The following is a 21,366-nucleotide window of genomic DNA, read 5'->3' on the forward strand; positions in this document are numbered from 1 at the left end:
TTATGAACTCCACCCCCAGACCACCAACGGTTAATAATTACCTGGATACTCAGCAACAATTCACGGCAGTTATTAACACCAAAAGCACGAATTTTATCGGTCGTGAGTTTGTTTTTACTGCTATTAATAATTTTCTGAACCGCTATAACCGGGGTTATTTCACAATTATCGGACCACCGGGTAGCGGTAAAAGTGCCATAATTGCTAAATATGCTCAAAAAAATCCTCCCAAAAATTACCAAGTGATTTATTACAACGCGGAGTTAGAGGGGAAAAATCACGCTGCGGAATTTTTAATATATATATGTTGTCAAATTATCGCCAAGTTTCAAAATCTATCCCTGCCAAATTTACCGGATAACGCTACAGAAGGAAGTTGGTTTTTATCATTGTTACTACAACAAATCAGCGATAATTTATTACAGACAAATCAATTACATCAAACAAACCAAAAATTAATTATTGCCATTGACGGGTTAAACTGCATCAACCGCAACTTACAACCACCAGGAACAAATATTTTTTATCTTCCCCGCTACCTCCCCCAAGGAGTGTATTTTCTCCTTACCCGTCGTCCGTTTTTATCAAGTAATTCTGGTTTATTAATTGAAGCACCAGTACAAAGTTTGAATTTAGCAGATTATCCAGAGGAAAACAAACAAGATATACAAAATTATATTCAAACAACCCTAAATTCTCCCCCCTTTTTAACGGGGGTTGGGGGGGATCTAAAATCTTGGTTAAATACCCACAAAATCAACGAAAACGCCAATAACTTTAAATACATCAGCGCAATCTTAACCGCTATTGCTGACGGTTTCTATACCCAAACCCAACAAATACAAACATCATTCCCACCAGCATTAGAAACCTACTATCAACAACATTTAGCCAAAATGCTAGATTGGGAAAATCAAGATTTACCCCTAGCTGTTTTGCAAGTTTTAGCCGAACAAACACAACCCATATCAGTGACAGATATTGCTAATTTATTAGATGCTGATGAATTTGATGTAGAGGAAATTTTAGAAGCTTGGTTTGAGTTTTTAAATGTAGAAATTAAATCTAATGTTTCTGTTTACAGTTTATATCATGATAATTTCTGCCAATGGCTGAAAGGATATCTCAGAAGTATCCAAATTAATCGAGATCCCCCCTTACCTCCCTTATTAAGGGGGGAAATTAATCAAAGTCCCCTTTTTGGGGATTTAGGGGGATCTACAAATAAAGGTGGGTAACACAGACGCTAACCCACCCTACGATTTATAAATTCATCAAAGAATCTATACTACCCACTTCAAATTCACAAGCCCTAGAAATTGTTTCTGGGGGTAATTTATCAAAACTAACTAATGGCAAGAAATCAGGATTATCTATGAGTTCTTTCCCTAATAAATATCCTGCTATTGTCCAAGTTTGATATTTCCGCGCTTGTTTACCAATTAATCTACCTTTTTTACCATCATAATATTCTGGCCATTCATCTTCACTCAATCGCGCTTTAGCAATTTCTATTGCTTTTCTAGCCATACCAGTTTTATTAGTTTTCACTGCTGCTGCGGCTAACATCCACATTAAAACAGGCCAACTTCCGGCATTATGATAGGACCAAGGTATATTTTTCGGATCGCATCCTGTCACCACTCTATATTCTTCATTCTCTAAAGCTGGGAAACAGATTTTCATGGGCATATCTCCTACCAAATCATCCCATCTTTTTTCAATTAAATTCATAATTGCTTGTGACTGTTCTTCTGTGGATAAATCACAAATTACAGCCATTAAATTTCCCAGGGTAAAAAAGCGAGTATCTAATTGAGATGGTCCGACATTACCAGCAAAATAACCGCCTTTTTTCGGTAGCCATTTATCTAGTTCATAGTAAGGTAAGGAATCAGCATAAATATTGAATAAATTCACCGCTGTTTTCCCATATTCTTCACTTTTAAAGCGATAAATGGCATTCAAACGATTCAGATCTATCCAGTAGTGTTTGCGAATATGTCCACATAACAAAGGTAATCTATTATCAATTGCTTCAACAATATCTTGATTACCTTGACAAATTAATAACTCACGGGCTACACGCAAAGCCGCAAAAAATAGCACTTGAATTTCTAAAGGATGTCCATAAATTCCCATGCGTCTATCAATCATACACGCACCATCAGGAACTAATAGAGTGGGGTACATATCAAAACGATTTGCCAAACAGATTTCCATAATTAACCGGATACCTGTTTGAAATTCCGGTTGATAAGCTAGAGTATAATCATTAGTAGCGACTACATAGGCACGTAATAAAATCAACCACCATAAACAAGAATCAACAGGTGTGACTCTAGCGATCGCGTGTTCTCCAAAATCAGCTTCTAAATGTTCTTCCCCATTAATAGTCACAACTTTAAAGCTGGCTGGAATTAAACCCCTACCCGGTTTATAAGCATCCAACGCCTTTTCTTTAGGCTGTAATTTTAATGTTTCTTCCAGGAAGTTTTTAACAATATTTGTTTTGCCTTTAATCAGAAAAATCAACGCTGAAGAAACAAAATCTCTGATAAAACATTGATCATAGTTTAATGCTTCTACAGATGGATCATACGCCGCTAAAGTACCAACAGGACGACCTTGATAGTAAAGTATTGAATTTTCTAGTGCCTGCCACGCCTCTTTTTCTATAGTTTCACTTGTAGTTTTACTTGTAGTTTCACTTGTGGTTTCCCTTGTGGTTAATTCATTTAGTTGCATCGCCAGAATAACTCCATTAAGATAGTGAATTTGTGGTGAATGCGGCTTTATTTCTCATGAGTATTTGCTATGTTCAGCAGCATATAACTTGAGCAATAGCAAATAACAATCATTAGTAGCAATCCTCAAACAAAATCAGTTACAATTACTGATTATCAGCAAATTAATTAGGTCATAATTAGGGGTTGCTGAGAAAGTCTTTCCGTGAGGGCATAGGAGTCAGGAGTCAGGAGTCAGGAGTCAGGAGTCAGGAGAAGATTTGAAAATTTCTTTGCCATCTCTTGAAATCCCAAAAAATGCACACTTTTTCCCTTCTCCCTGACGATTAATGAATCGGTGTTCTAGCTATTCACATCAAACAATACAAAAAATATTCATCAGAAAAATTACAGCAAAATATACAAGATATATTTTGAGATTCCGCATTATCCCATAAAAAAATCTAGGATAGTGCTTTTACAAACAAAAACATACCCCTCATGCTGTTTTAGGATCGTAATAATGAAGTTCCAACCCCTTACAGTATATTTACTTGACAATGATTGACTGTTTGCAACTGCTGGTTAAATTATTCCCCTTTAACTTAACAATTTATAACGTTTTTTCCCAATATGCAATATAGATCATTAAAAAATTTAAAATGTCAATTTTCTGGAAAATTTCGACATTATAACCCAATCATCAAACCAAATCACAAATAACTAGCTCACGCTGCTAAATTCACCAAAAATCTACCAGACATGAATCATAATATTTCATGCTGCTATTTTTCGTAAATTCTGTCACATTAACTACATATTACCCTATATTACCCTTGAATTTTTAAATCAGATTAATCAACCCCTGTTAACATTAACAAGCCTCTGAAAATGTTGATAAGCTTGATTAATTACTTGCATTGCAGCTTTAGCCGTATCCGTATTGTTAATATCAGGATGATATAATCTCGCTAATTTTCGGTAGGCAATTTTTACATCTTCACCATGAGCATTTTCATCAACTCCTAAAATTTCCCCAGTTTGTCAATTCCAAAGTTTGATAATTCCGTCTTTACTACAACTAGCAATAGTTTTACATTCTGGATGAATAGCAATAGATAAAACCTCTGTAGAAGAGTCCATTTCCAAAACTTTTGTTTCCATGCGTTCAAAAACTTGCATGGGAGTTTCTTTAAATTCAGGACTTACGCAAAAGGAAACGAAAGTAGGGGTAATTCATGAATTACCCCTACCCAAGAATAAGGTTTTCAGTCACATCTTGCGTAAGTCCTAAAATTGAGAATTATCTAATAAGCTGTTACACAGCTAAATTGTATAATCCTAATATTCTGAACTCTTGTGGAACACGCATCTTGCCTGTTCCACTTATACAAATTAAATGCACAACAGCTTACTTTAAAAACTCCATAAGTAGCAAGTCCAAAAACCGCACTTATTAGCTAATAGGTAAAAAATGAGTGAAATCAGCACAGAGTAGAAGCTGAAATAATCCAAAAAGCTTATTATGTATAGGTTTTCATTAAATGCGCCCTGCTGGAATCGAACCAGCCTGAAGACGAATTATGAGTTCGTTGCCTCCCCAATCGGCCAAAGGCGCTTGTTGTGTTAGATTTGTCTTCTGTTTAAGTAGGCTTTAAGCTTAACTCTCTGTTATGATTGTAGCTTGAGCAACCTATTTTTAGCATTTGGACAAACACACATCTATGAGTATAGCATGATTTTACCATCTGACGCATAATTAAAAAAATTTTTAGTTTAGGTTTGGTAATTGGTAATTGGTAATTGGTAATTGATAATTGGTAATTGGTAATTGGTAATTGGTAATTGGTAATTGGTGATTGGGAAAATTCTTACCCAGTCCCCAGTCCCCAGTCCCCAGTCCCCAGTCACCAGTCCCCAGTCCCCAGTCACCAGTCCCCAGTCCCCAGTCACCAGTCCCCAGTCCCCAGTCCCCAGTCCCCAGTCCCCAGTCCCCAGTCACCAGTCCCCAGTCCCCAGTCACCAGTCACCAGTCCCCAGTCACCAGTCCCCAGTCCCCAGTCCCCAGTCACCAGTCACCAGTCCCCAGTCACCAGTCACCAGTCCCCAGTCACCAGTCCCCAGTCCCCAGTCCCCAATCATTTGCTCTAAAATCCTCGTAGCAAGATACAATTCGATCTGGCGACATTTGTTAAAGTCCATAAAATTATTGATTCTGAAACCACCATTATGAGCATTCATGAAGTATTTATGCCGGCGCTGAGTTCCACCATGACTGAGGGAAAGATAGTCTCTTGGGTGAAGTCGCCGGGGGATAAAGTGGAAAAAGGCGAAACAGTGGTGGTTGTCGAGTCAGATAAGGCTGATATGGATGTGGAAACTTTCTATGAAGGATTTCTTGCCCATATCATTGTCCAAGCTGGTGAAACTGCCCCTGTTGGTGCGGCGATCGCTTACGTTGCCGAAACAGAAGCAGAAATAGAAGCCGCTAAGGCGATGGCTGGTGGTGGTAGTGCTGTAGCTGAACCAGTACCCGCATCCGCACCCGCGCCCGTACCTGTGGCCGCTGCTGCAACTGTAGCCGCACCTGCAACAGCTTCTCAAAATGGCTCAAACCATCGGGAAGGACGGTTAGTAGCTTCGCCCCGCGCTCGCAAGTTGGCGAAAGAATTAAGAGTTGATTTAAATAACCTTAAAGGTAGTGGTCCTTACGGTCGCATTGTCGCCGAAGATATAGAAGTTGCTGTTGGTAAAGTTCAGCCACCTACTACCCCGGTTATTACTCCTATTGCACCCGCCCCCGCTGCCGCTGCTCCGGCAAAACCAACACCTGCACCCGCCCCAGTTGTTGCTGCCGTTCCTGGTCAAGTCGTACCATTAACTACTCTGCAAAATGCGGTGGTACGCAATATGATGGCCAGCCTGTCTGTACCTATATTCCATGTTGGTTACACCATTACCACGGATGGATTAGATAAACTTTACAAACAAATTAAATCTAAAGGTGTCACCATGACGGCGCTATTAGCGAAAGCTGTAGCGGTGACATTACAAAAACATCCTTTACTTAACGCCAGTTATTCAGATCAAGGTATTGTTTATCATTCCAATATCAATGTTTCTGTCGCTGTGGCAATGGATGATGGTGGTTTGATTACACCAGTGTTACAAAACGCCGATCAGGTAGATATCTATTCTCTGTCACGCAACTGGAAATCTTTGGTAGACAGAGCGAGAGCGAAACAACTACAACCAGAGGAATATAATAGCGGTACATTTACTCTGTCTAATTTGGGAATGTTTGGTGTCGATACCTTTGATGCGATTTTACCACCAGGACAAGGTTCAATTTTAGCGATCGCTGCTGCTCGTCCCCAAGTTGTCGCTACCGCAGATGGTTTATTTGGTGTGCGTCAACAAATGAAGGTTAACATCACCTGTGACCATCGTATTATTTACGGCGCTCATGCGGCTGCATTCTTGCAAGATTTAGCAAAATTGATTGAAACCAACCCCCAATCTTTGACACTGTAAGGAAAAAATCTCAAAACCAAAAACCAATAAATCTTAATTTCAGACTTGGAGTTTTTTATATTCCAAGTTTTTTTATATTCCAAGTTTTTTTATATTCCTGGATATAGATCCCCGACTTCTTGAAGAAGTTGGGGATCTGTTTACCTGTTTACTGTTATCAATTCAAGCTACTCTGAAAGTAAGTGACATCAGTTGATAACAATATAAATAAATTCAAAAAAAAGATGCCAACAGAACATAGTTTAATTTTGGATATCACAACAGTGTTAGTCGCTACTGCTTTAGGAGGATTTTTTGCCCATCGGTTGCGTCAACCTGTGATACTGGGTTATTTAGTTAGTGGTTTTGCTATTGGACCTTTTGGGTTTAAGTTATTAAGTAATGTGAATGAAATTAAATCTTTAGCAGAAATTGGAGTTGCCTTTCTGCTGTTTGCGCTGGGTGTAGAATTTTCTTTAGCAGAACTCAGACGAGTGAAAGAAATTGCTATTAAAGGTAGTTTATTACAAATCGGTTTAACAATTGCTCTAGTAACAATAGTCACCCTCTTAACAGGTTGGGCTTCTAGCATTACAAAAGGCATCTTTTTAGGTGCGGTTTTATCTCTTTCTTCCACAGCAATAGTATTAAAAACCCTCACAGAAAAGGGTGAAGTTAATACAGTACATGGGCAAATTATGCTGGCAATTTTAATCGCTCAAGATTTAGCTTTGGGTGTGATGTTGGCAATAATTCCAGCTTTACAACAACCAGAAAATATTGCAGTAGCTCTCAGTTTGGCTTTAGTTAAAATTACAATATTTGTTGGAGTTGCAATTATATTTAGTCGCTGGGTAGTGCCTCGTGTGTTAAGCAATATTGCCGCTACAGAAAGCAATGAGTTATTTTTATTAGTTGTAATTGCTTTATGTTTAGGAGTTGCTGTAATAACTGCAAAATTGGGTCTTTCTATTGCTATGGGGGCGTTTGTTGCTGGTTTAATGATATCAGAAATTGATTATGCTGACCAGGCATTAGCGAAAATTTTACCTTTGCGAGATACCTTTGCTAGTTTGTTTTTTGCCTCTATTGGAATGTTGATTGATCCGGCTATTCTCATCAGCAATTTTGCTATAATTTTAGAACTTGTGGCTTTAGTCATGTTGGGTAAAGCCGTAATTATTTTCGGAATTGTTTTAAAATTTGGTTATTCTCTCAAAAATGCAATTATAGTCAGTTTGGGAATTAACCAAATAGGTGAATTTTCTTTTGTATTAGCTTTGGTAGGTTTGCAGTTAGAATTGATATCTCAACAAACCTATTCTTTATTATTAGGAACAACAGCAATTACACTCATTCTTACACCATTCTCACTTAAAGTTGCTCCTTTTATTGCTGATAATTTAAATCAAAATCCCGTACTAGCGAATTTCTTACAAAGATTTTCTGCACCCAAAACTATATCTATGCCAGAAATAATGACTGATCATGTAGTGGTAGCAGGTTATGGTAGAGTAGGGCAAGTAGTTGTTAATATCTTACAAACTGAAGGATATCCAGTTTTAGTTATTGAAAATAGCGAAGCATCTGTACAAAGATTAAGAATGCGTCAAATACCTTATATTTTTGGTGATGCAGATTCAGAATTAGTATTAGAAAAAGCACATTTAGCCACTGCTAAAGCTTTAGCGATCGCCCTTCCTGACGCTGCTAGTACCCGTTTACTTTTAAAAAATGCTTTGACTATTGCACCCCATTTAGATGTCATTGCTCGTTCACATAATAACAAGGAAATTGATATTTTAACCCAAATGGGTGCGAAGGAAGTTGTACAACCTGAATTTGAAGCAGCTTTAGAGTTAGGAAATCATTTATTAAAAACTTTGGGAGCAGCAGAAAGTTACATTCAAACTGTGATCAATACTATTCGCAAAGATAGATATTTAAGTGTTAGACCAGATCAAGAATAAAGGTAAGGAGTCGTAGGGGTTTAGCATTGCTAAACCCTACAAAAGTCGGGAGAATAGATTATCCTTTCACGCACAAAGTCCATCAAATTTGGGAATTTTACCCGGTATCTGGGCTGGTCATGCACGCCAAAATACATCATAATTATTGTTGAGGATCTTAATTATTATGGCATTGGCGTATTTGCATGAGTTTAAAGGTAGTTTTATTCGATTTCAATGGTGTCATTATCAAAGATGAGCCAATTCATTTAAAATTAATAGATGAAATTCTAGTGCAGGAAAATTTGCAACCGCAAAAGCTGCATGAGCGTCAAGGTTGTTTGGGAAGGAGCGATCGCGCTTGTTTTCAAGATTTGCTCAAAAATCGTGGTAGAGTGGTTACAGAAGAGTATTTAATGGAATTGCTGCAACGTAAAGCCCAAGCTTATGTACAAGAACTGGAAAAACTGGAAAAATTGCCTTTGTATTCGGGAATAGAAGATTTAATTTTTCAGGTGCGATCGCAAAACCTGAAACTCGGTTTAGTTAGCGGTGCTTTGCGTCAAGAAATCCAACTGGTGCTGGAACGTGCTAAACTGGTTGAATATTTTACGGTTATCGTCGCAGGTGATGACATCACCACCAGTAAACCCCAACCAGAAGGTTATTTGCTGGCTGTAGAAAAATTAAATCAAGTATATCCAGATTTAAATTTGCAAAGTCAGGAATGTTTAGCTATTGAAGACACTCCGGCGGGTATTCAAGCAGCCAAACGCGCTCAGATGCAAGTTGTAGGAGTTGCCAATACTTACCCATTTCATATGTTGCAGCGTCAAGCTAACTGGACAGTTGACTATTTGACAGAGTTGGAATTAGAACGGGTACAGGAAATTTTTTTGCAGCAAGATGTGAACAATATAAAGACCGAGTGTTAAAATAGGATGTGATCAAGGGGAATTAGCTCAGTTGGTAGAGTGCTGCGATCGCACCGCAGAGGTCAGGGGTTCGAGTCTCCTATTCTCCATTTATTCTGTTGTCGTTTGCCAAATAATTTGTCTGCGTTGACAAATTGTTGTCTGTCTTGCCAAATTGCTGTGCTGCCAAATTATTTGTCCTTAAATTTTATCTCCAGGTAATACACATAACTTATGTTGTGTACGATCGCAGCACTCCTTTCAACCCACCTTAATTTTATAACAGTATTTTAATTTATTAGGCTGAGGTATTGCCTCGACAATCAAAGATGTAAGGTGATACTATGTAGTAAATTCAGGAGATTTTTCAATGAATATTGAGCAATCTGTGTTAGAAAAGTTACGCCATTTACCTGTTGATAAACAACAGCAATTATTAGATTTTGCGGAATTTTTGTCTCAAAAAATGACTCTTAAAACTCCTTTACAGAATGTTAGAGGATTATGTGCTGATTTAAAAGTAGATATTAGTGAAGAAGATATTTATCAAGCGCGTCAAGAAATGTGGGGTAATTTTCCAAGGGATATAATTTAATGACATCAGTGGTTGCAGATACACATACTTTAATTTGGTACGTTTTTGATTTACAGAGATTATCAGAAGCTGCATTAACAGCATTAGAACAAGCAGTTAATACAGGTAATCCTATTTATATCTCAGCTATTACGGTTATAGAAATTGCTTATTTAGTTGAGAAGGGACGCTTTGCAGAAGAGGTATTAACACGAATTTTAAATGCTTTGGATGATCCCAATGTAGGTATTATACTTGTACCTTTGGATCGTAATATTTCAGGTGCAATTCGACAAATTGATCGGGTAACAGTTCCTGATATGCCTGATAGAATTATTGCAGCTACGGCGTTTTCTTTGGGTATTCCTTTAGTTACTCGTGATTTGAGGATTCAAGCTTTAACCACTATTAAAACTATTTGGTAGAAAAGCTACAAAATGTTAAACTTATGCAAATTAAATGCACAACAGCTTACCAGTAAATCCTTAAATCGCTTTCCTATTTATGCCCGCTTGGTAGTACCAGAAATTTGGTGTTATGATGCTGGAAAATTAAAGATTTATCTCTTAGAAAATGGTGAATATATATAATCAGAAACAAGTTTAGTTTTTCCTGGTTTACCAATTAGAGAATTACCAAAATTGATAGAAGAAAATAGAAACGAAGGTAGAAGGGCAATTAGAAAAGCTGTGAAAAATTGGTTTAAACATTGGGTTAAAAATTGGGTTAAACATTGGGTTAATAATCAGACTTTACAAATCAATTAATAATACTATATAATGAATACAATTATGAAAACATAATTCCTAACAACTCTTTCATTCGGGCATCTCCAGGATACACAAAATGGCAATTAAGAAAAGTGAACTTTACAGTTCTTTATGGAAAAGTTGCGATGAACTGCGGGGGGGTATGGATGCTTCCCAATATAAAAACTATGTTTTAGTATTATTATTTGTTAAATACGTATCTGATAAATATGCAGACGTTGAAGATGCACTTATAGAAATACCTCAAGGCGGCAGTTTTCAGGATATTGTGAACTTAAAAGGTAAAAAAGATATTGGCGAAAAAATCAATTTAATTATTCAAAATCTCGCCGAAGCTAACGACTTAGGTAATATATTTAATGATGCCGATTTTAACGATCCTGATAAACTGGGAAAAGGCCAAGAAATGAAAGAACGACTAACTAACTTAGTCGCCATCTTTGAAAATTCTGCCTTAAATTTTAGCAAAAACCGCGCCGATGGAGATGATATTTTAGGCGATGCTTATGAATATTTAATGCGGAACTTTGCCACCCAGTCAGGAAAAAGTAAAGGACAATTTTACACCCCTGCGGAAGTTTCCCGCGTCATTGCTAAAGTCATTGGAATTAACAGCGTTACCAGTCCCCAACAAAGTATATATGATCCTACCTGTGGGAGTGGTTCATTATTATTAAAAGCTGCTGATGAAACAGAGATTAAAATCAGCATTTTCGGGCAAGAAATGGATAACGCTACCTACTCCCTAGCGCGGATGAATATGATATTACATGGACATCCTACCGCAGAAATTAAACAAGATAATACCTTATCAACTCCCCACTTTAAAAATAGCGATGGTAGTTTAAAAACCTTTGATTTTGCAGTCGCTAACCCTCCATTTTCGGCAAAAGCTTGGAGTACAGGAATTAACCCAGAAAAAGATGAATTTCAACGATTTTCAGATTATGGAATACCTCCCGCAAAAAACGGCGATTATGCTTTTTTATTACACTTAATTGCCTCCTTAAAACCCCAGGGAAAAGGAGCGATAATTTTACCTCATGGGGTGTTATTTCGGGGTAATGCAGAGGCAGATATTAGAAAAAAAATCATTAATCAAGGTATAATCAAAGGTATAATCGGCTTACCTCCTAACCTTTTTTATGGTACAGGAATACCAGCTTGTATTATTGTCATAGATAAAGAAAACGCGGGTAAATCTGCCGGCATTTTTATGATAGATGCTAGTAAAGGATTTGTCAAAGATGGTAATAAAAACCGTTTGCGGGAACAGGATATACATAAAATTGTGGATGTGTTTAATAAGCAATTAGAAATTGCTAAATATTCCCGCATGGTGTCGTTAACAGAAATTGCCGATAATGATTTTAACTTGAATATTCCCCGTTATATAGACTCCCAAGAAGCGGAAGACATTCAAGATATTGCAGCGCATTTATTGGGAGGAATACCAGAGAAAGATATTCAAGCATTAGGGGAATTTTGGCAAGTTTACCCCAACTTACAACAAGAATTATTTGCACCAACCGAAAACCCCGGATATCAACAGTTAAAAATTGCTGCAAATGAAGTTAAAAATTGTATTTTTCATCATCCTGAATTTATCCAATATAGTCAGAAAATAGAGCAGGTTTTTACAACTTGGGAAAAACAACATACACCATTATTAAAAGCTATCCAACCAGGAGATAAACCCAGGGAAATTATCTATAAATTAGGTGAGAATTTACTTGCAGCATTTACAGGACAAAATTTAATAGATAAGTATGACGTTTATCAATATCTGTTAACTTATTGGTTGGAAGTCATGGGGGATGATGTGTATATGATAGTTGAAGATGGTTGGAAAGCGGAACTTACACCCATCACCAATAAAAAAGGTACAATTATGGATTATGTTTGTGAATTGATACCGGAAGATTTAATCATTAATAATTATTTTCCTCAGGAACAAAGTAAAATAGCACAGTTGGAAAATCAGAAAGATGATATAATCAGACAACAGGAAGAAATGCAAGAAGAATATGGAGGAGAGGAAGGTTTATTAGAAGAAGTGACTAATGACAGTGGGAAAATTACTAAGACTAATATTAATGTGAGAATTAAGGAAATCCAAAAAAATCCTTTATTTGCAGATAAGGAAGAGTTGCAGGTGTTAAAATCCTATTTACAATTGATCGAGTCGGAAGCAATTTTGAATAAGAAAATTAAAGACGCTACCCAAGAATTACATCATAAGGTGTTAAAGAAATATAGGGAGTTGACGGAGGAGGAAGTTAAGAGTTTGGTGGTGGATGATAAATGGATGGGGATTTTAAAACAAGGGATAAATGCAGAAATGGATCGTATTTCCCAACGGTTGACGCAGAGAATTAAGGAGTTAGGTGAACGTTATGATACTCCTTTATTAGAGTTGAGTGATGAGGTGGATAAGTTGACGAGTTTGGTTGATCAGCATTTACAACAGATGGGGTTTGTTTGGTGATGGATAACGAAGGCAGGAGGCAGGAGGCCGTTTTTGTAACGGGGATTTATATATACCCCGATCAAAAAACTTTTCGCCTTTAAAGGCAAGGTTTTAGACCCGACTATTTCAATAAATGGAACGCTGATGAACGCGGATAAATGCAGATTGATTTGATTTTTTGTTTGTTTTTTGGGGGGTTTTATGAGTATTCCTGATGGTTTTAAGGTTTCTGAGGTTGGGGTTATTCCTGAAGATTGGGATGTTAAGAGATTGGGGGATATTGCTGATGTCAAAACTGGACCATTCGGTTCATCTCTGCACGAAAAAGATTATGTTGATGATGGTACACCCATTATTACAGTTGAACATTTGAGTGATAAGGGGGTAGTACATAAAAATCTACCAATGGTTTCTGATTATGATAAAAATAGATTAAGTTCTTATATTCTAAAAACTGGTGATATTGTTTTTAGTCGTGTAGGTTCTGTTGATAGAAATTCATTAATTAGAAATTTGGAAGATGGGTGGTTGTTCTCTAGTCGGTTACTAAGAATTAGAATTAATAATAAAAATATTGCTCCTGCATATTTGAGTTATCATTTCCTTCAAGAATCAACAAAACAGAGAATTAGAAGTGTTGCAGTTGGTCAAACAATGGCATCACTTAATACTGCAATACTGAAAGGTATTGAAATCACCCTTCCCCCACTTGCTGAACAAAAAGCGATCGCTCAATCTCTTAGTGATGTAGATAACCTAATTACAGCAATAGATAAACTCATCACCAAAAAGCGTAACATCAAACAGGGAACAATGCAAGAATTACTCACAGGTAAAAAACGCTTACCTGGTTTTAGTGGTGAGTGGGAGGTGAAGACTTTTAAAGATGTTTCTTTTGTAAATCAGGGGTTACAAATTGCAATTGAACAGCGATTAAAGCAACCATTACCCAACTCTAAAAAATATATTACTATTCAATTTCTGAATAATGGTAAAGATATAGAATATATTAATGATTATTCATCTTCCGTTTGTTGTAATGAAGATGATGTTTTAATGACAAGAACAGGTAATACGGGAATAGTTGTATCAGGTGTAAGTGGTGTATTTCATAATAACTTTTTTAAAATCAATTTTGATAGAAAAATTTTAGACAAGAATTATTTAATAGCTTACTTACGTTTAGACAAAACGCAAAAAATCATTCTTGCAAAAGCAGGAACAAGTACAATTCCCGATTTGAACCACAATGATTTTTATTCAATTTTTATCCATTTACCATCTCTTACAGAACAAAAAGCGATCGCCAAAATATTAACAGAAATGGATGAAGAAATAGAAGCATTAGAAAAGAAAAGAGAAAAATACAAAAACATCAAACAGGGAATGATGCAACAACTACTAACAGGAAAAACGAGATTAAAAATAAATTTAGAGGATAGATAAATATGAACAAAAAATATAAAATATATTTAGATGTTTGTTGTTTAAATCGTCCTTTTGACGATCAAAACCAACCGCGTATTTACTTATAGTGAATGTTAGAATTAATAACCCAGTGCAATGGTTAGCAGAAGTAATACAACTAGAGGAAAATAATGATGAAAACTCACAATGAAATTATCAAACAAGGTTATGATGCTTTAATCAAATCTTTAGGAGTAGCTGATACAATTAGATTTATTCAATATCTAAGTCCAGGAAAAGGAGACTATACCAAAGAACGTCATCAATGGTTAGATAACCAAACCTTAGCAGATGTTTTTGCAGAAATGAACCAAGTAGAAGACACCAACGAATATGAAGAAATTATTGAATAGTTGTATTTTATCAGATGCTTTAGAGTATATCAAAAACAAAAATATCGTTACAGAAATGGATAAAGAAATAAAAGCATTAGAGAAGAAAAGAGAAAAATACAAAAACATCAAACAGGGAATGATGCAACAACTACTAACAGGAAAAACGAGAATAATTGATAATTGATAATTGACAATTGATAATTATATGATCTTCCTTAGCGACTTTGCACCTTTGCGCGAAACCCATATAGTAGAAAACCCACATTTTCCGTAGGGTTTTAGCAATGCTAAACCCTGACAATATCTGTTGATTAATTTCTTGATTGCCAAAATTATAAAAACACAGTAAAATAAAGTTATACCCTACATCATACAAAAGGTATAACCAAATGACCAGCATTAAAACAGCCATTTCCATAGAACAATCATTATATGATCAAGTCAATGAATTAGCAACAGCAATGAAAATACCCCGCAGTAAATTGTTTGCTATTGCAATAGAGGAATATTTGCACCGTCAAAAACAACATCAAATATTAGAAAGTATCAATGAAGCTTATGCAGATGGTTTAGATGAACCAGAACAAATCATGTTAGAAAAAATGAGACATCATCAAGGGAAAATACAACAAAAAGAATGGTAATCAAACAAGGTGATATATACTGGATCGACTTAGGAGAACCTATAGGTTCAGAACCCGCTTATAAAACCAACTGAGTCAAGAACCACTTTGGCAAAAAGAACCAATAATTTGTAACGGTAAAACCATTAAATTAGTTGCGGAAGTTGTCAGTACAAACTGGCAAGATGACTATGCCAAAAAAATAGAAGAATATGCCTTTTTAGAAATACCAGAATATTGGATAGTAGACTTTCGTGCATTAGGAGGAATACAATTTATAGGCAACCCAAAAAAACCGACATTAACAATTTGTCAATTAATTAATGGAGTATATCAACAACAAAAATATCGCTTAGGAGAGAGTATTTTTTCTCCACTATTTCCAGAATTAAAACTTAAATTAGATGATATCATGCCATAAAATAATTATACCTTTTTGCACTATGTCTATTACAAAAACCCCTCTCTGCGCCTCTGCGACTCTGCGCGAAAAATAATATACTAAAAAATAAACAGTAAAAACCATGAACGAAGTCGGACAACCAGAACGCGCAACCCAGAACCGAGTCATCGCACTACTCACCCAAAAACTAGGTTATCAATACATAGGAAACTGGTACAACCGCGCAAACAACAGCAACATAGAAACCGACTTACTCACCACATTTTTACGAGACATTCAAAAATACCCACCAGACCTCATCAACAAAGCACTTCACGAACTAACCAAACACACCAACGACAAAACCCAAAACCTCTACAACATCAACAAAGAAATATACACCCTCCTACGTTACGGTATCAAAATCAAACCCGAAGCAGGGGAAAACACACAAACCCTTTACCTGATCAACTGGGAAGAACCCTTAAAAAATAGCTTTTACATCGCTGAAGAAGTCAGCATCAAAGGGGAAAACACCAAACGACCAGATATAGTTTTATATATTAACGGTATCGCTTTAGCAGTGCTGGAACTAAAACGCAGCACCGTACCCGTTTCCGAAGCAATTCGCCAAAATCTAGACAATCAAAAATCAATATTTATTAAACCCTTCTTTAACACCATACAGCTAGTCATGGCAGGTAACGACACCCAAGGACTACGTTATGGAACAATTGAAACCCCAGAAAAATATTATCTTACCTGGAAAGAAGACACCCACAGCGAAATTACCAACACCCTAAATATTACCAACATCTTAGATCAACACCTGCTGCAACTATGCGAAAAACACCGCTTTCTAGAAATTATCCACGACTTCACCTTATTTGATAGCGGTATTAAAAAAATTTGTCGCTCTCATCAATACTTAGGTATAAAAGCCGCCCAAGAGTATATCAAACGTCGAGAGGGTGGTATTATCTGGCACACCCAAGGCAGCGGAAAAAGCTTAACAATGGTCTGGTTAACCAAATGGATACGAGAATATAACCCCAACGCCAGAGTATTAATAATTACAGACCGCGAAGAACTAGATGGACAAATTGAAAGTATTTTTTTAGGTGTCAATGAAAACATTTACCGCACCCAAAGCAGTCAAGACCTCATTACCCAATTACAAAATACCACACCCTCATTAATTTGTTCCTTAATACATAAATTCGGGAAAAATAACAGTAACAACGAATCAAAAGACTACGAAGAATTTATCAAACAAATAAAACGCAACCTCCCGCAAAACTTCCAACCCCAGGGAGAATTTTATGTATTTGTCGATGAATGTCACCGCACCCAGTCCGGTAAATTACATAAAGCCATGAAAAAAATATTACCAAATGCTTTATTTATCGGTTTTACAGGAACACCATTATTAAAACAAGACAAACAAAAAAGCATCGAAGTTTTTGGTAACTATATTCACACCTATAAATTTAACGAAGCAGTAGAAGATCAAGTAGTTTTAGACTTACGTTATGAAGCTCGTCATGTAGAGCAGTATATCACCTCTCAAAGCAAAATTGACCAATGGTTTGAAAGTAAAACCAAACAACTAACAGAAACCGCAAAAGCAGAACTCAAAAAACGCTGGGGAACAATGCAAAAAATCCTCAGTTCCAAATCTCGACTAGAGATCATAGTCAAAGATATCATGTTAGATTTTAGCACAAAAGACAGATTACAAAATAGTAAAGGTAACGCCATTTTAGTAGCTGGAAGTATTTACGAAGCGTGTAAATATTATGAAATTTTCCAAAATGCAGGTTTTAGCAAATGCGCCATTATTACATCTTATGATGGTTCACTGCAAAGCATCAAAGGAGAAACCACAGGTGAAGGAAAAACCGACAAAATACATCAATATGAAATCTATCAAAAAATGCTCAACGGACAAAAACCAGACAAATTTGAAACAGAGGTAAAAAACGACTTTGTTCACCATCCTGAAAAGATGAAATTATTAATAGTCGTCAATAAACTATTAACTGGTTTTGATGCACCACCAGCAACATATTTATATATAGATAAATCCATGAGAGATCATGATTTATTTCAAGCAGTTTGTCGAGTCAACCGATTACATACACCAGACAAAGAATATGGTTATATTATAGATTATAAAGACCTATTTCAAAGTTTAGAAAAATCAGTTTATGATTACACATCAGCAGCATTTAGTGAATATGACAGCGATGATATAAACGGCTTATTAACTGATAGATTAGAAAAAGGCAAAAATGACCTAGAAACCGCCAGAGAAGCAGTAAAAGCCCTTTGTGAACCTGTAAAATACCCTTATGATACCCCAGATTATATTAAATATTTTTGTGGCAATACCCAAAACCCAGAAGATTTACAAACCACCGAACCCAGAAGATTAGTATTATATAAAAGTGTTGCTGCCCTAGTCAGAAAATATGCTAATATTGCCAACGAACTAGAAACCGCAGGATATACAACCAGAGAAATTTTTGATATTCAACAAGAAGTCAAACATTATCAAATTGTCTCAGAAGAAATTAAACTAGCAAGCGGTGATAAAATAGATTTTAAAGTTTATCAAAATGATATGCGTCACCTGATAGATAGTTATATTGGTGCAAAAGAAAGTCAAATTTTAGCCAACTTTGAAAATTTGACTTTAGTAGAATTAATAGTTAACAATGGAGTGAGTGCAGTAAATAGCTTACCTCCAGGAATTAGAAATAATCAAACTGCTGTTGCAGAAACCATAGAAAATAATCTGCGAAAGTTAATCATAGAACAAGAACCCACCAACCCCAAATACTTTGAGAAAATATCAATTTTATTAAATGAATTAATAGCGATCCGTCAAGATGAAACTCTAGCATATCAAGAATACTTACAAAAAATAGTCGCCCTAGCTAAACAAATTCAACAACCAAGTACATCATCCCAATATCCTGAGAGTTTAGATACACCTGCTAAAAGATCATTATATGATAATTTAGATCAAAATGAAGAATTAGCTTTAGATATAGATGCAGCAGTGAGGAATAGTAAACAAGATAGTTGGAGGGGAAACAAAATGAAAGAAAGGTTAATTAAAAACGCTATTAAGAAATATATCAAACCGGAAGATTTAGAAAGTATATTTGAGATAATTAAACAGCAAAGTGAATATTAAGGTGATGGGTGATTGGTGATGGGTGATTGGTGATTATTTATTAATTTGACGACAAGATTATTTCCTGTAGGGGCGAAGCATTCGGGCGATCAATTCTCAATTTGACGACAAGATTATTTTCCGAATGCTTCGCCCTATGACTATTGATTCCTGTACAGGTGTTCAGCATTCGGGGGATTGATGATAAATTTGACGACAAGATTATTTCCTGTAAGGGCGAAGCATTCGGGCGATAAATTATTAATTTGATGACAAGATTATTTTCCGAATGCTTCGCCCCTACGACTCCCGACTCCTGTAAGGGTGTTCAGCATTCGGGCGATCAATTCTCAATTTGATGACAAGGTTATTTTCCGAATGCTTCGCCCTATGACTATTGATTCCTGTACAGGTGTTCAGCATTCGGGCGATCAATTCTCAATTTGACGACAAGATTATTTTCCGAATGCTTCGCCCTATGACTATTGATTCCTGTACAGGTGTTCAGCATTCGGGCGATCAATTATTAATTTGATGACAAGGTTATTTTCCGAATGCTTCGCCCCTACGACTCCTTACTCCTTTAAAAACTATGCAAACCTATCAAATAACTATCGGAGAATTAACTATAGATGTCGTCAGAAAAGACATTAAAAATCTACATCTAGCAGTTTATCCCCCAGATGGAAGAGTAAGAATTGCCACACCTTTACATATTAATGATGAATCCTTGCGATTATTTGTAATTGAAAAATTAGCATGGATTAAAAAACATCAAATTAAGTTTCAATCTAATAATCAATCTAATAAATCTAATAATCAACCTAATAATCAACCTAATAATCAACCTAATAATCAATTTTCCAACCTACCGGAAAAAATAGCATATTTATCAGGAGAAAATCACTACTTTCAAGGTAAAAGCTATATATTAAACGTGATTGAAAAACCTGGTAATGCACAAATAGAAATTAGAAATAACACATATATTGATTTATATATTAAAACAGGAAGTAATACAGAACAACGGCAAAAAGTCTTAAATAATTGGTATCGTCAACAATTAAAAATACAAATTCCCCCATTAATAGCTAAATGGGAAAAAATCATAGGTGTAAATATTAACGAATGGGGAATAAAAACCATGAGAACAAAATGGGGAACTTGCAATATACAAGCTAAACGCATTTGGTTAAATTTAGAACTCGCAAAAAAACCTATTCATTGTTTAGAATATGTAGTAGTGCATGAAATTACCCACCTGTTAGAACGCACCCATAACGCTAAATTTCAAGCTTTAATGGATCAATTTATGCCAAAGTGGCGAGAATATAAAAAAGAATTGAATAACAATAACTAACTAACTAATTTGTTACCAAAAACGTAACCAACCCAAACTTGTATTTAGACAATGCCAAACTATCAATAGGAGTTAAATCTCCCAGATGTTTTAGTAACTGTTAACTGTTAAAAGTTGACAGTAGATAATTGATTGATTTTTTTGAGGAGTGTGCATTTTATGTCTAGAAATACCTTATCAATTTCTTCCCTTCATATCAAGAACCTGGGAAAAATTCTTTATTCCACCTTATTAATATGTATGATATTTGCCCTACCAGCATCAGCCGAAGAAAAAGCCAAATTATGGCGCACCTTAACCGTTAGCGGAAGTGGAGTAGAAAGAATTGCTACCACCTTATCACAAGTTAGTTTAGGTGTAGAAGTGCAAGGAAAAACAGCCGAAGAAGTACAAAAAGAAGCCGCCCGCAAGTCATCTGCCGTAGTCGCCTTACTTAAAAGCCGCAATGTCGAGAAATTAGAAACCACAGGAGTGCGGCTAAACCCAGTTTATAGTTATACCAACAACGTCCAAAGAATTACAGGTTATGCAGCCAGCAACACCGTGAGTTTTCGCTTTCCCACCGATAAAGTCGGTACATTATTAGATGAAGCAGTCAAAACCGGAGCAACCCAAATTAATGGTATTAGTTTTGTCGCCACAGATGAAGCTATTAGCAACGCCCAAAAACAAGCATTAAAAAAAGCTACCCAGGATGCCCAACAACAAGCCGATGCAGTTCTTGACACCTTGGGTTTTCAACCAAAAGAAATAGTGAGTATTCAAATTAATGGGGCAAGTGCGCCCCCACCACCAATGTTACAACGGGTTGAAATTGCTAAAGCAAACCTCGCCGATGCTTCCACCCCCATAGTCGGTGGTGAACAAGAAGTACAAGCATCTGTTACTTTGCAAATTAGTTATTAGGAACAGGGAACAGGGAACAGGGAACAGGGAACTCTTAACAGGGAACAGGAAATATTTATCTTTATTCTGACTCCTGACTCCTGACTCCTGACTCCTGACTCCTGACTCCTGACTCCTGACTCCTGACTCCTGACTCCTGACTCCTGACTCCTGACTCCTGACTCCTGACTCCTGACTCCTGACTCCTGACTCC

The 21,366-nt window shown here is 36.3% G+C and carries 19 protein-coding genes, 2 tRNA genes and 1 pseudogene; 18 read left to right on the forward strand and 4 right to left on the reverse strand.

The window, feature by feature from the left end; translation table 11 throughout:
* Positions 1 to 2 precede the first annotated feature (2 nt).
* The gene (locus tag H6F45_RS20960) at positions 3 to 1,238 is read left to right on the forward strand and encodes an ATP-binding protein (protein WP_242052689.1); all 1,236 of its coding nucleotides are present in this window, start codon (positions 3 to 5) and stop codon (positions 1,236 to 1,238) included.
* A 25-nt stretch (positions 1,239 to 1,263) separates the two neighbouring features.
* On the opposite strand, the gene H6F45_RS20965 is transcribed toward H6F45_RS20960, so the two are convergent.
* The 4 genes from H6F45_RS20965 to H6F45_RS20975 form a co-directional block, all read right to left on the reverse strand.
* Positions 1,264 to 2,748, reverse strand: coding sequence for a glycoside hydrolase 100 family protein (locus H6F45_RS20965; protein ID WP_199301874.1), 1,485 nt, complete (start codon positions 2,746 to 2,748; stop codon positions 1,264 to 1,266).
* A gap of 836 nt (positions 2,749 to 3,584) precedes the next feature.
* Positions 3,585 to 3,758, reverse strand: coding sequence for a J domain-containing protein (locus tag H6F45_RS26725; protein ID WP_272110106.1), 174 nt, complete (start codon positions 3,756 to 3,758; stop codon positions 3,585 to 3,587).
* 12 nt (positions 3,759 to 3,770) lie between these two features.
* Positions 3,771 to 3,908 (reverse strand): WD40 repeat domain-containing protein, encoded by a 138-nt coding sequence (locus H6F45_RS26730; RefSeq protein ID WP_242052690.1) that lies wholly within the window; start codon positions 3,906 to 3,908, stop codon positions 3,771 to 3,773.
* A 363-nt stretch (positions 3,909 to 4,271) separates the two neighbouring features.
* Positions 4,272 to 4,344: transfer RNA gene (locus H6F45_RS20975), tRNA-Ile, on the reverse strand.
* Between the two features lie 234 nt (positions 4,345 to 4,578).
* Here H6F45_RS20975 and H6F45_RS20980 point away from each other — a divergent pair.
* The 17 genes and pseudogenes from H6F45_RS20980 to H6F45_RS21060 all read left to right on the forward strand — a co-directional run bounded on the left by H6F45_RS20980 (position 4,579) and on the right by H6F45_RS21060 (position 21,173).
* Positions 4,579 to 4,959, forward strand: coding sequence for a hypothetical protein (locus tag H6F45_RS20980; RefSeq protein WP_190348291.1), 381 nt, complete (start codon positions 4,579 to 4,581; stop codon positions 4,957 to 4,959).
* Complete coding sequence (locus tag H6F45_RS20985; protein WP_190348292.1) at positions 4,956 to 6,260, forward strand: dihydrolipoamide acetyltransferase family protein; 1,305 nt, start codon at positions 4,956 to 4,958, stop codon at positions 6,258 to 6,260. Before H6F45_RS20980 ends, H6F45_RS20985 begins: the two co-directional genes overlap by 4 nt.
* A 224-nt stretch (positions 6,261 to 6,484) precedes the next feature.
* Entirely contained in the window at positions 6,485 to 8,209 is a 1,725-nt protein-coding gene (locus tag H6F45_RS20990; protein ID WP_137669237.1) for a cation:proton antiporter, read from the forward strand.
* 185 nt (positions 8,210 to 8,394) lie between these two features.
* Entirely contained in the window at positions 8,395 to 9,123 is a 729-nt protein-coding gene (locus H6F45_RS20995; RefSeq protein WP_190348293.1) for an HAD family phosphatase, read from the forward strand.
* A gap of 16 nt (positions 9,124 to 9,139) precedes the next feature.
* Positions 9,140 to 9,212: transfer RNA gene (locus H6F45_RS21000), tRNA-Ala, on the forward strand.
* 260 nt (positions 9,213 to 9,472) lie between these two features.
* On the forward strand, positions 9,473 to 9,697 hold the full coding sequence (locus H6F45_RS21005; protein ID WP_137669239.1) for a DUF2281 domain-containing protein: 225 nt from the start codon (positions 9,473 to 9,475) through the stop codon (positions 9,695 to 9,697).
* Positions 9,697 to 10,101, forward strand: coding sequence for a type II toxin-antitoxin system VapC family toxin (locus H6F45_RS21010; protein ID WP_071188134.1), 405 nt, complete (start codon positions 9,697 to 9,699; stop codon positions 10,099 to 10,101). Before H6F45_RS21005 ends, H6F45_RS21010 begins: the two co-directional genes overlap by 1 nt.
* 12 nt (positions 10,102 to 10,113) lie before the next feature.
* Positions 10,114 to 10,266, forward strand: coding sequence for a hypothetical protein (locus H6F45_RS21015; RefSeq protein WP_190348294.1), 153 nt, complete (start codon positions 10,114 to 10,116; stop codon positions 10,264 to 10,266).
* A 256-nt stretch (positions 10,267 to 10,522) separates the two neighbouring features.
* Positions 10,523 to 12,934, forward strand: coding sequence for a type I restriction-modification system subunit M (locus tag H6F45_RS21020; RefSeq protein ID WP_190348295.1), 2,412 nt, complete (start codon positions 10,523 to 10,525; stop codon positions 12,932 to 12,934).
* A gap of 183 nt (positions 12,935 to 13,117) precedes the next feature.
* Entirely contained in the window at positions 13,118 to 14,362 is a 1,245-nt protein-coding gene (locus H6F45_RS21025) for a restriction endonuclease subunit S (RefSeq protein WP_190348296.1), read from the forward strand.
* A gap of 155 nt (positions 14,363 to 14,517) precedes the next feature.
* Positions 14,518 to 14,736 (forward strand): hypothetical protein, encoded by a 219-nt coding sequence (locus tag H6F45_RS21030; RefSeq protein WP_190348304.1) that lies wholly within the window; start codon positions 14,518 to 14,520, stop codon positions 14,734 to 14,736.
* Positions 14,717 to 14,902 carry a hypothetical protein gene (locus tag H6F45_RS21035; RefSeq protein ID WP_190348297.1) on the forward strand — a complete coding sequence of 62 codons (186 nt, stop codon included), beginning with the start codon at positions 14,717 to 14,719 and terminating at the stop codon, positions 14,900 to 14,902. Before H6F45_RS21030 ends, H6F45_RS21035 begins: the two co-directional genes overlap by 20 nt.
* Positions 14,903 to 15,107: 205 nt before the next feature.
* The gene (locus tag H6F45_RS21040) at positions 15,108 to 15,362 is read left to right on the forward strand and encodes a ribbon-helix-helix protein, CopG family (RefSeq protein ID WP_190348298.1); all 255 of its coding nucleotides are present in this window, start codon (positions 15,108 to 15,110) and stop codon (positions 15,360 to 15,362) included.
* 67 nt (positions 15,363 to 15,429) lie between these two features.
* Positions 15,430 to 15,762 (forward strand): annotated as a pseudogene (locus H6F45_RS21045) (Uma2 family endonuclease); the annotation flags it as partial.
* Between the two features lie 103 nt (positions 15,763 to 15,865).
* Positions 15,866 to 18,928 (forward strand): HsdR family type I site-specific deoxyribonuclease, encoded by a 3,063-nt coding sequence (locus H6F45_RS21050; RefSeq protein ID WP_190348299.1) that lies wholly within the window; start codon positions 15,866 to 15,868, stop codon positions 18,926 to 18,928.
* 571 nt (positions 18,929 to 19,499) lie between these two features.
* Complete coding sequence (locus H6F45_RS21055; RefSeq protein ID WP_190348300.1) at positions 19,500 to 20,267, forward strand: SprT family zinc-dependent metalloprotease; 768 nt, start codon at positions 19,500 to 19,502, stop codon at positions 20,265 to 20,267.
* Between the two features lie 159 nt (positions 20,268 to 20,426).
* Entirely contained in the window at positions 20,427 to 21,173 is a 747-nt protein-coding gene (locus tag H6F45_RS21060; RefSeq protein WP_096568019.1) for an SIMPL domain-containing protein, read from the forward strand.
* Positions 21,174 to 21,366 lie beyond the last annotated feature (193 nt).

Source organism: Sphaerospermopsis sp. FACHB-1194, assembly GCF_014696235.1.
Taxonomy (GTDB): Bacteria; Cyanobacteriota; Cyanobacteriia; order Cyanobacteriales; family Nostocaceae; genus Sphaerospermopsis; species Sphaerospermopsis kisseleviana.

What these genes read in the sequence shown, in the direction of transcription:
- H6F45_RS21015 (WP_190348294.1), top strand. Translation starts at nt 10,114, where the DNA reads ATGTTAAACTTATGCAAATTAAATGCACAACAGCTTACCAGTAAATCC.
- H6F45_RS21035 (WP_190348297.1), top strand. Translation starts at nt 14,717, where the DNA reads ATGAAGAAATTATTGAATAGTTGTATTTTATCAGATGCTTTAGAGTAT.
- H6F45_RS21020 (WP_190348295.1), top strand. Translation starts at nt 10,523, where the DNA reads ATGGCAATTAAGAAAAGTGAACTTTACAGTTCTTTATGGAAAAGTTGC.
- H6F45_RS21005 (WP_137669239.1), top strand. Translation starts at nt 9,473, where the DNA reads ATGAATATTGAGCAATCTGTGTTAGAAAAGTTACGCCATTTACCTGTT.
- H6F45_RS21025 (WP_190348296.1), top strand. Translation starts at nt 13,118, where the DNA reads ATGAGTATTCCTGATGGTTTTAAGGTTTCTGAGGTTGGGGTTATTCCT.
- H6F45_RS20965 (WP_199301874.1), bottom strand. Translation starts at nt 2,748, where the DNA reads ATGCAACTAAATGAATTAACCACAAGGGAAACCACAAGTGAAACTACA.
- H6F45_RS21040 (WP_190348298.1), top strand. Translation starts at nt 15,108, where the DNA reads ATGACCAGCATTAAAACAGCCATTTCCATAGAACAATCATTATATGAT.
- H6F45_RS26730 (WP_242052690.1), bottom strand. Translation starts at nt 3,908, where the DNA reads ATGCAAGTTTTTGAACGCATGGAAACAAAAGTTTTGGAAATGGACTCT.
- H6F45_RS21010 (WP_071188134.1), top strand. Translation starts at nt 9,697, where the DNA reads ATGACATCAGTGGTTGCAGATACACATACTTTAATTTGGTACGTTTTT.
- H6F45_RS21050 (WP_190348299.1), top strand. Translation starts at nt 15,866, where the DNA reads ATGAACGAAGTCGGACAACCAGAACGCGCAACCCAGAACCGAGTCATC.
- H6F45_RS21055 (WP_190348300.1), top strand. Translation starts at nt 19,500, where the DNA reads ATGCAAACCTATCAAATAACTATCGGAGAATTAACTATAGATGTCGTC.
- H6F45_RS20990 (WP_137669237.1), top strand. Translation starts at nt 6,485, where the DNA reads ATGCCAACAGAACATAGTTTAATTTTGGATATCACAACAGTGTTAGTC.
- H6F45_RS21030 (WP_190348304.1), top strand. Translation starts at nt 14,518, where the DNA reads ATGAAAACTCACAATGAAATTATCAAACAAGGTTATGATGCTTTAATC.
- H6F45_RS20960 (WP_242052689.1), top strand. Translation starts at nt 3, where the DNA reads ATGAACTCCACCCCCAGACCACCAACGGTTAATAATTACCTGGATACT.
- H6F45_RS20985 (WP_190348292.1), top strand. Translation starts at nt 4,956, where the DNA reads ATGAGCATTCATGAAGTATTTATGCCGGCGCTGAGTTCCACCATGACT.
- H6F45_RS21060 (WP_096568019.1), top strand. Translation starts at nt 20,427, where the DNA reads ATGTCTAGAAATACCTTATCAATTTCTTCCCTTCATATCAAGAACCTG.
- H6F45_RS20995 (WP_190348293.1), top strand. Translation starts at nt 8,395, where the DNA reads ATGAGTTTAAAGGTAGTTTTATTCGATTTCAATGGTGTCATTATCAAA.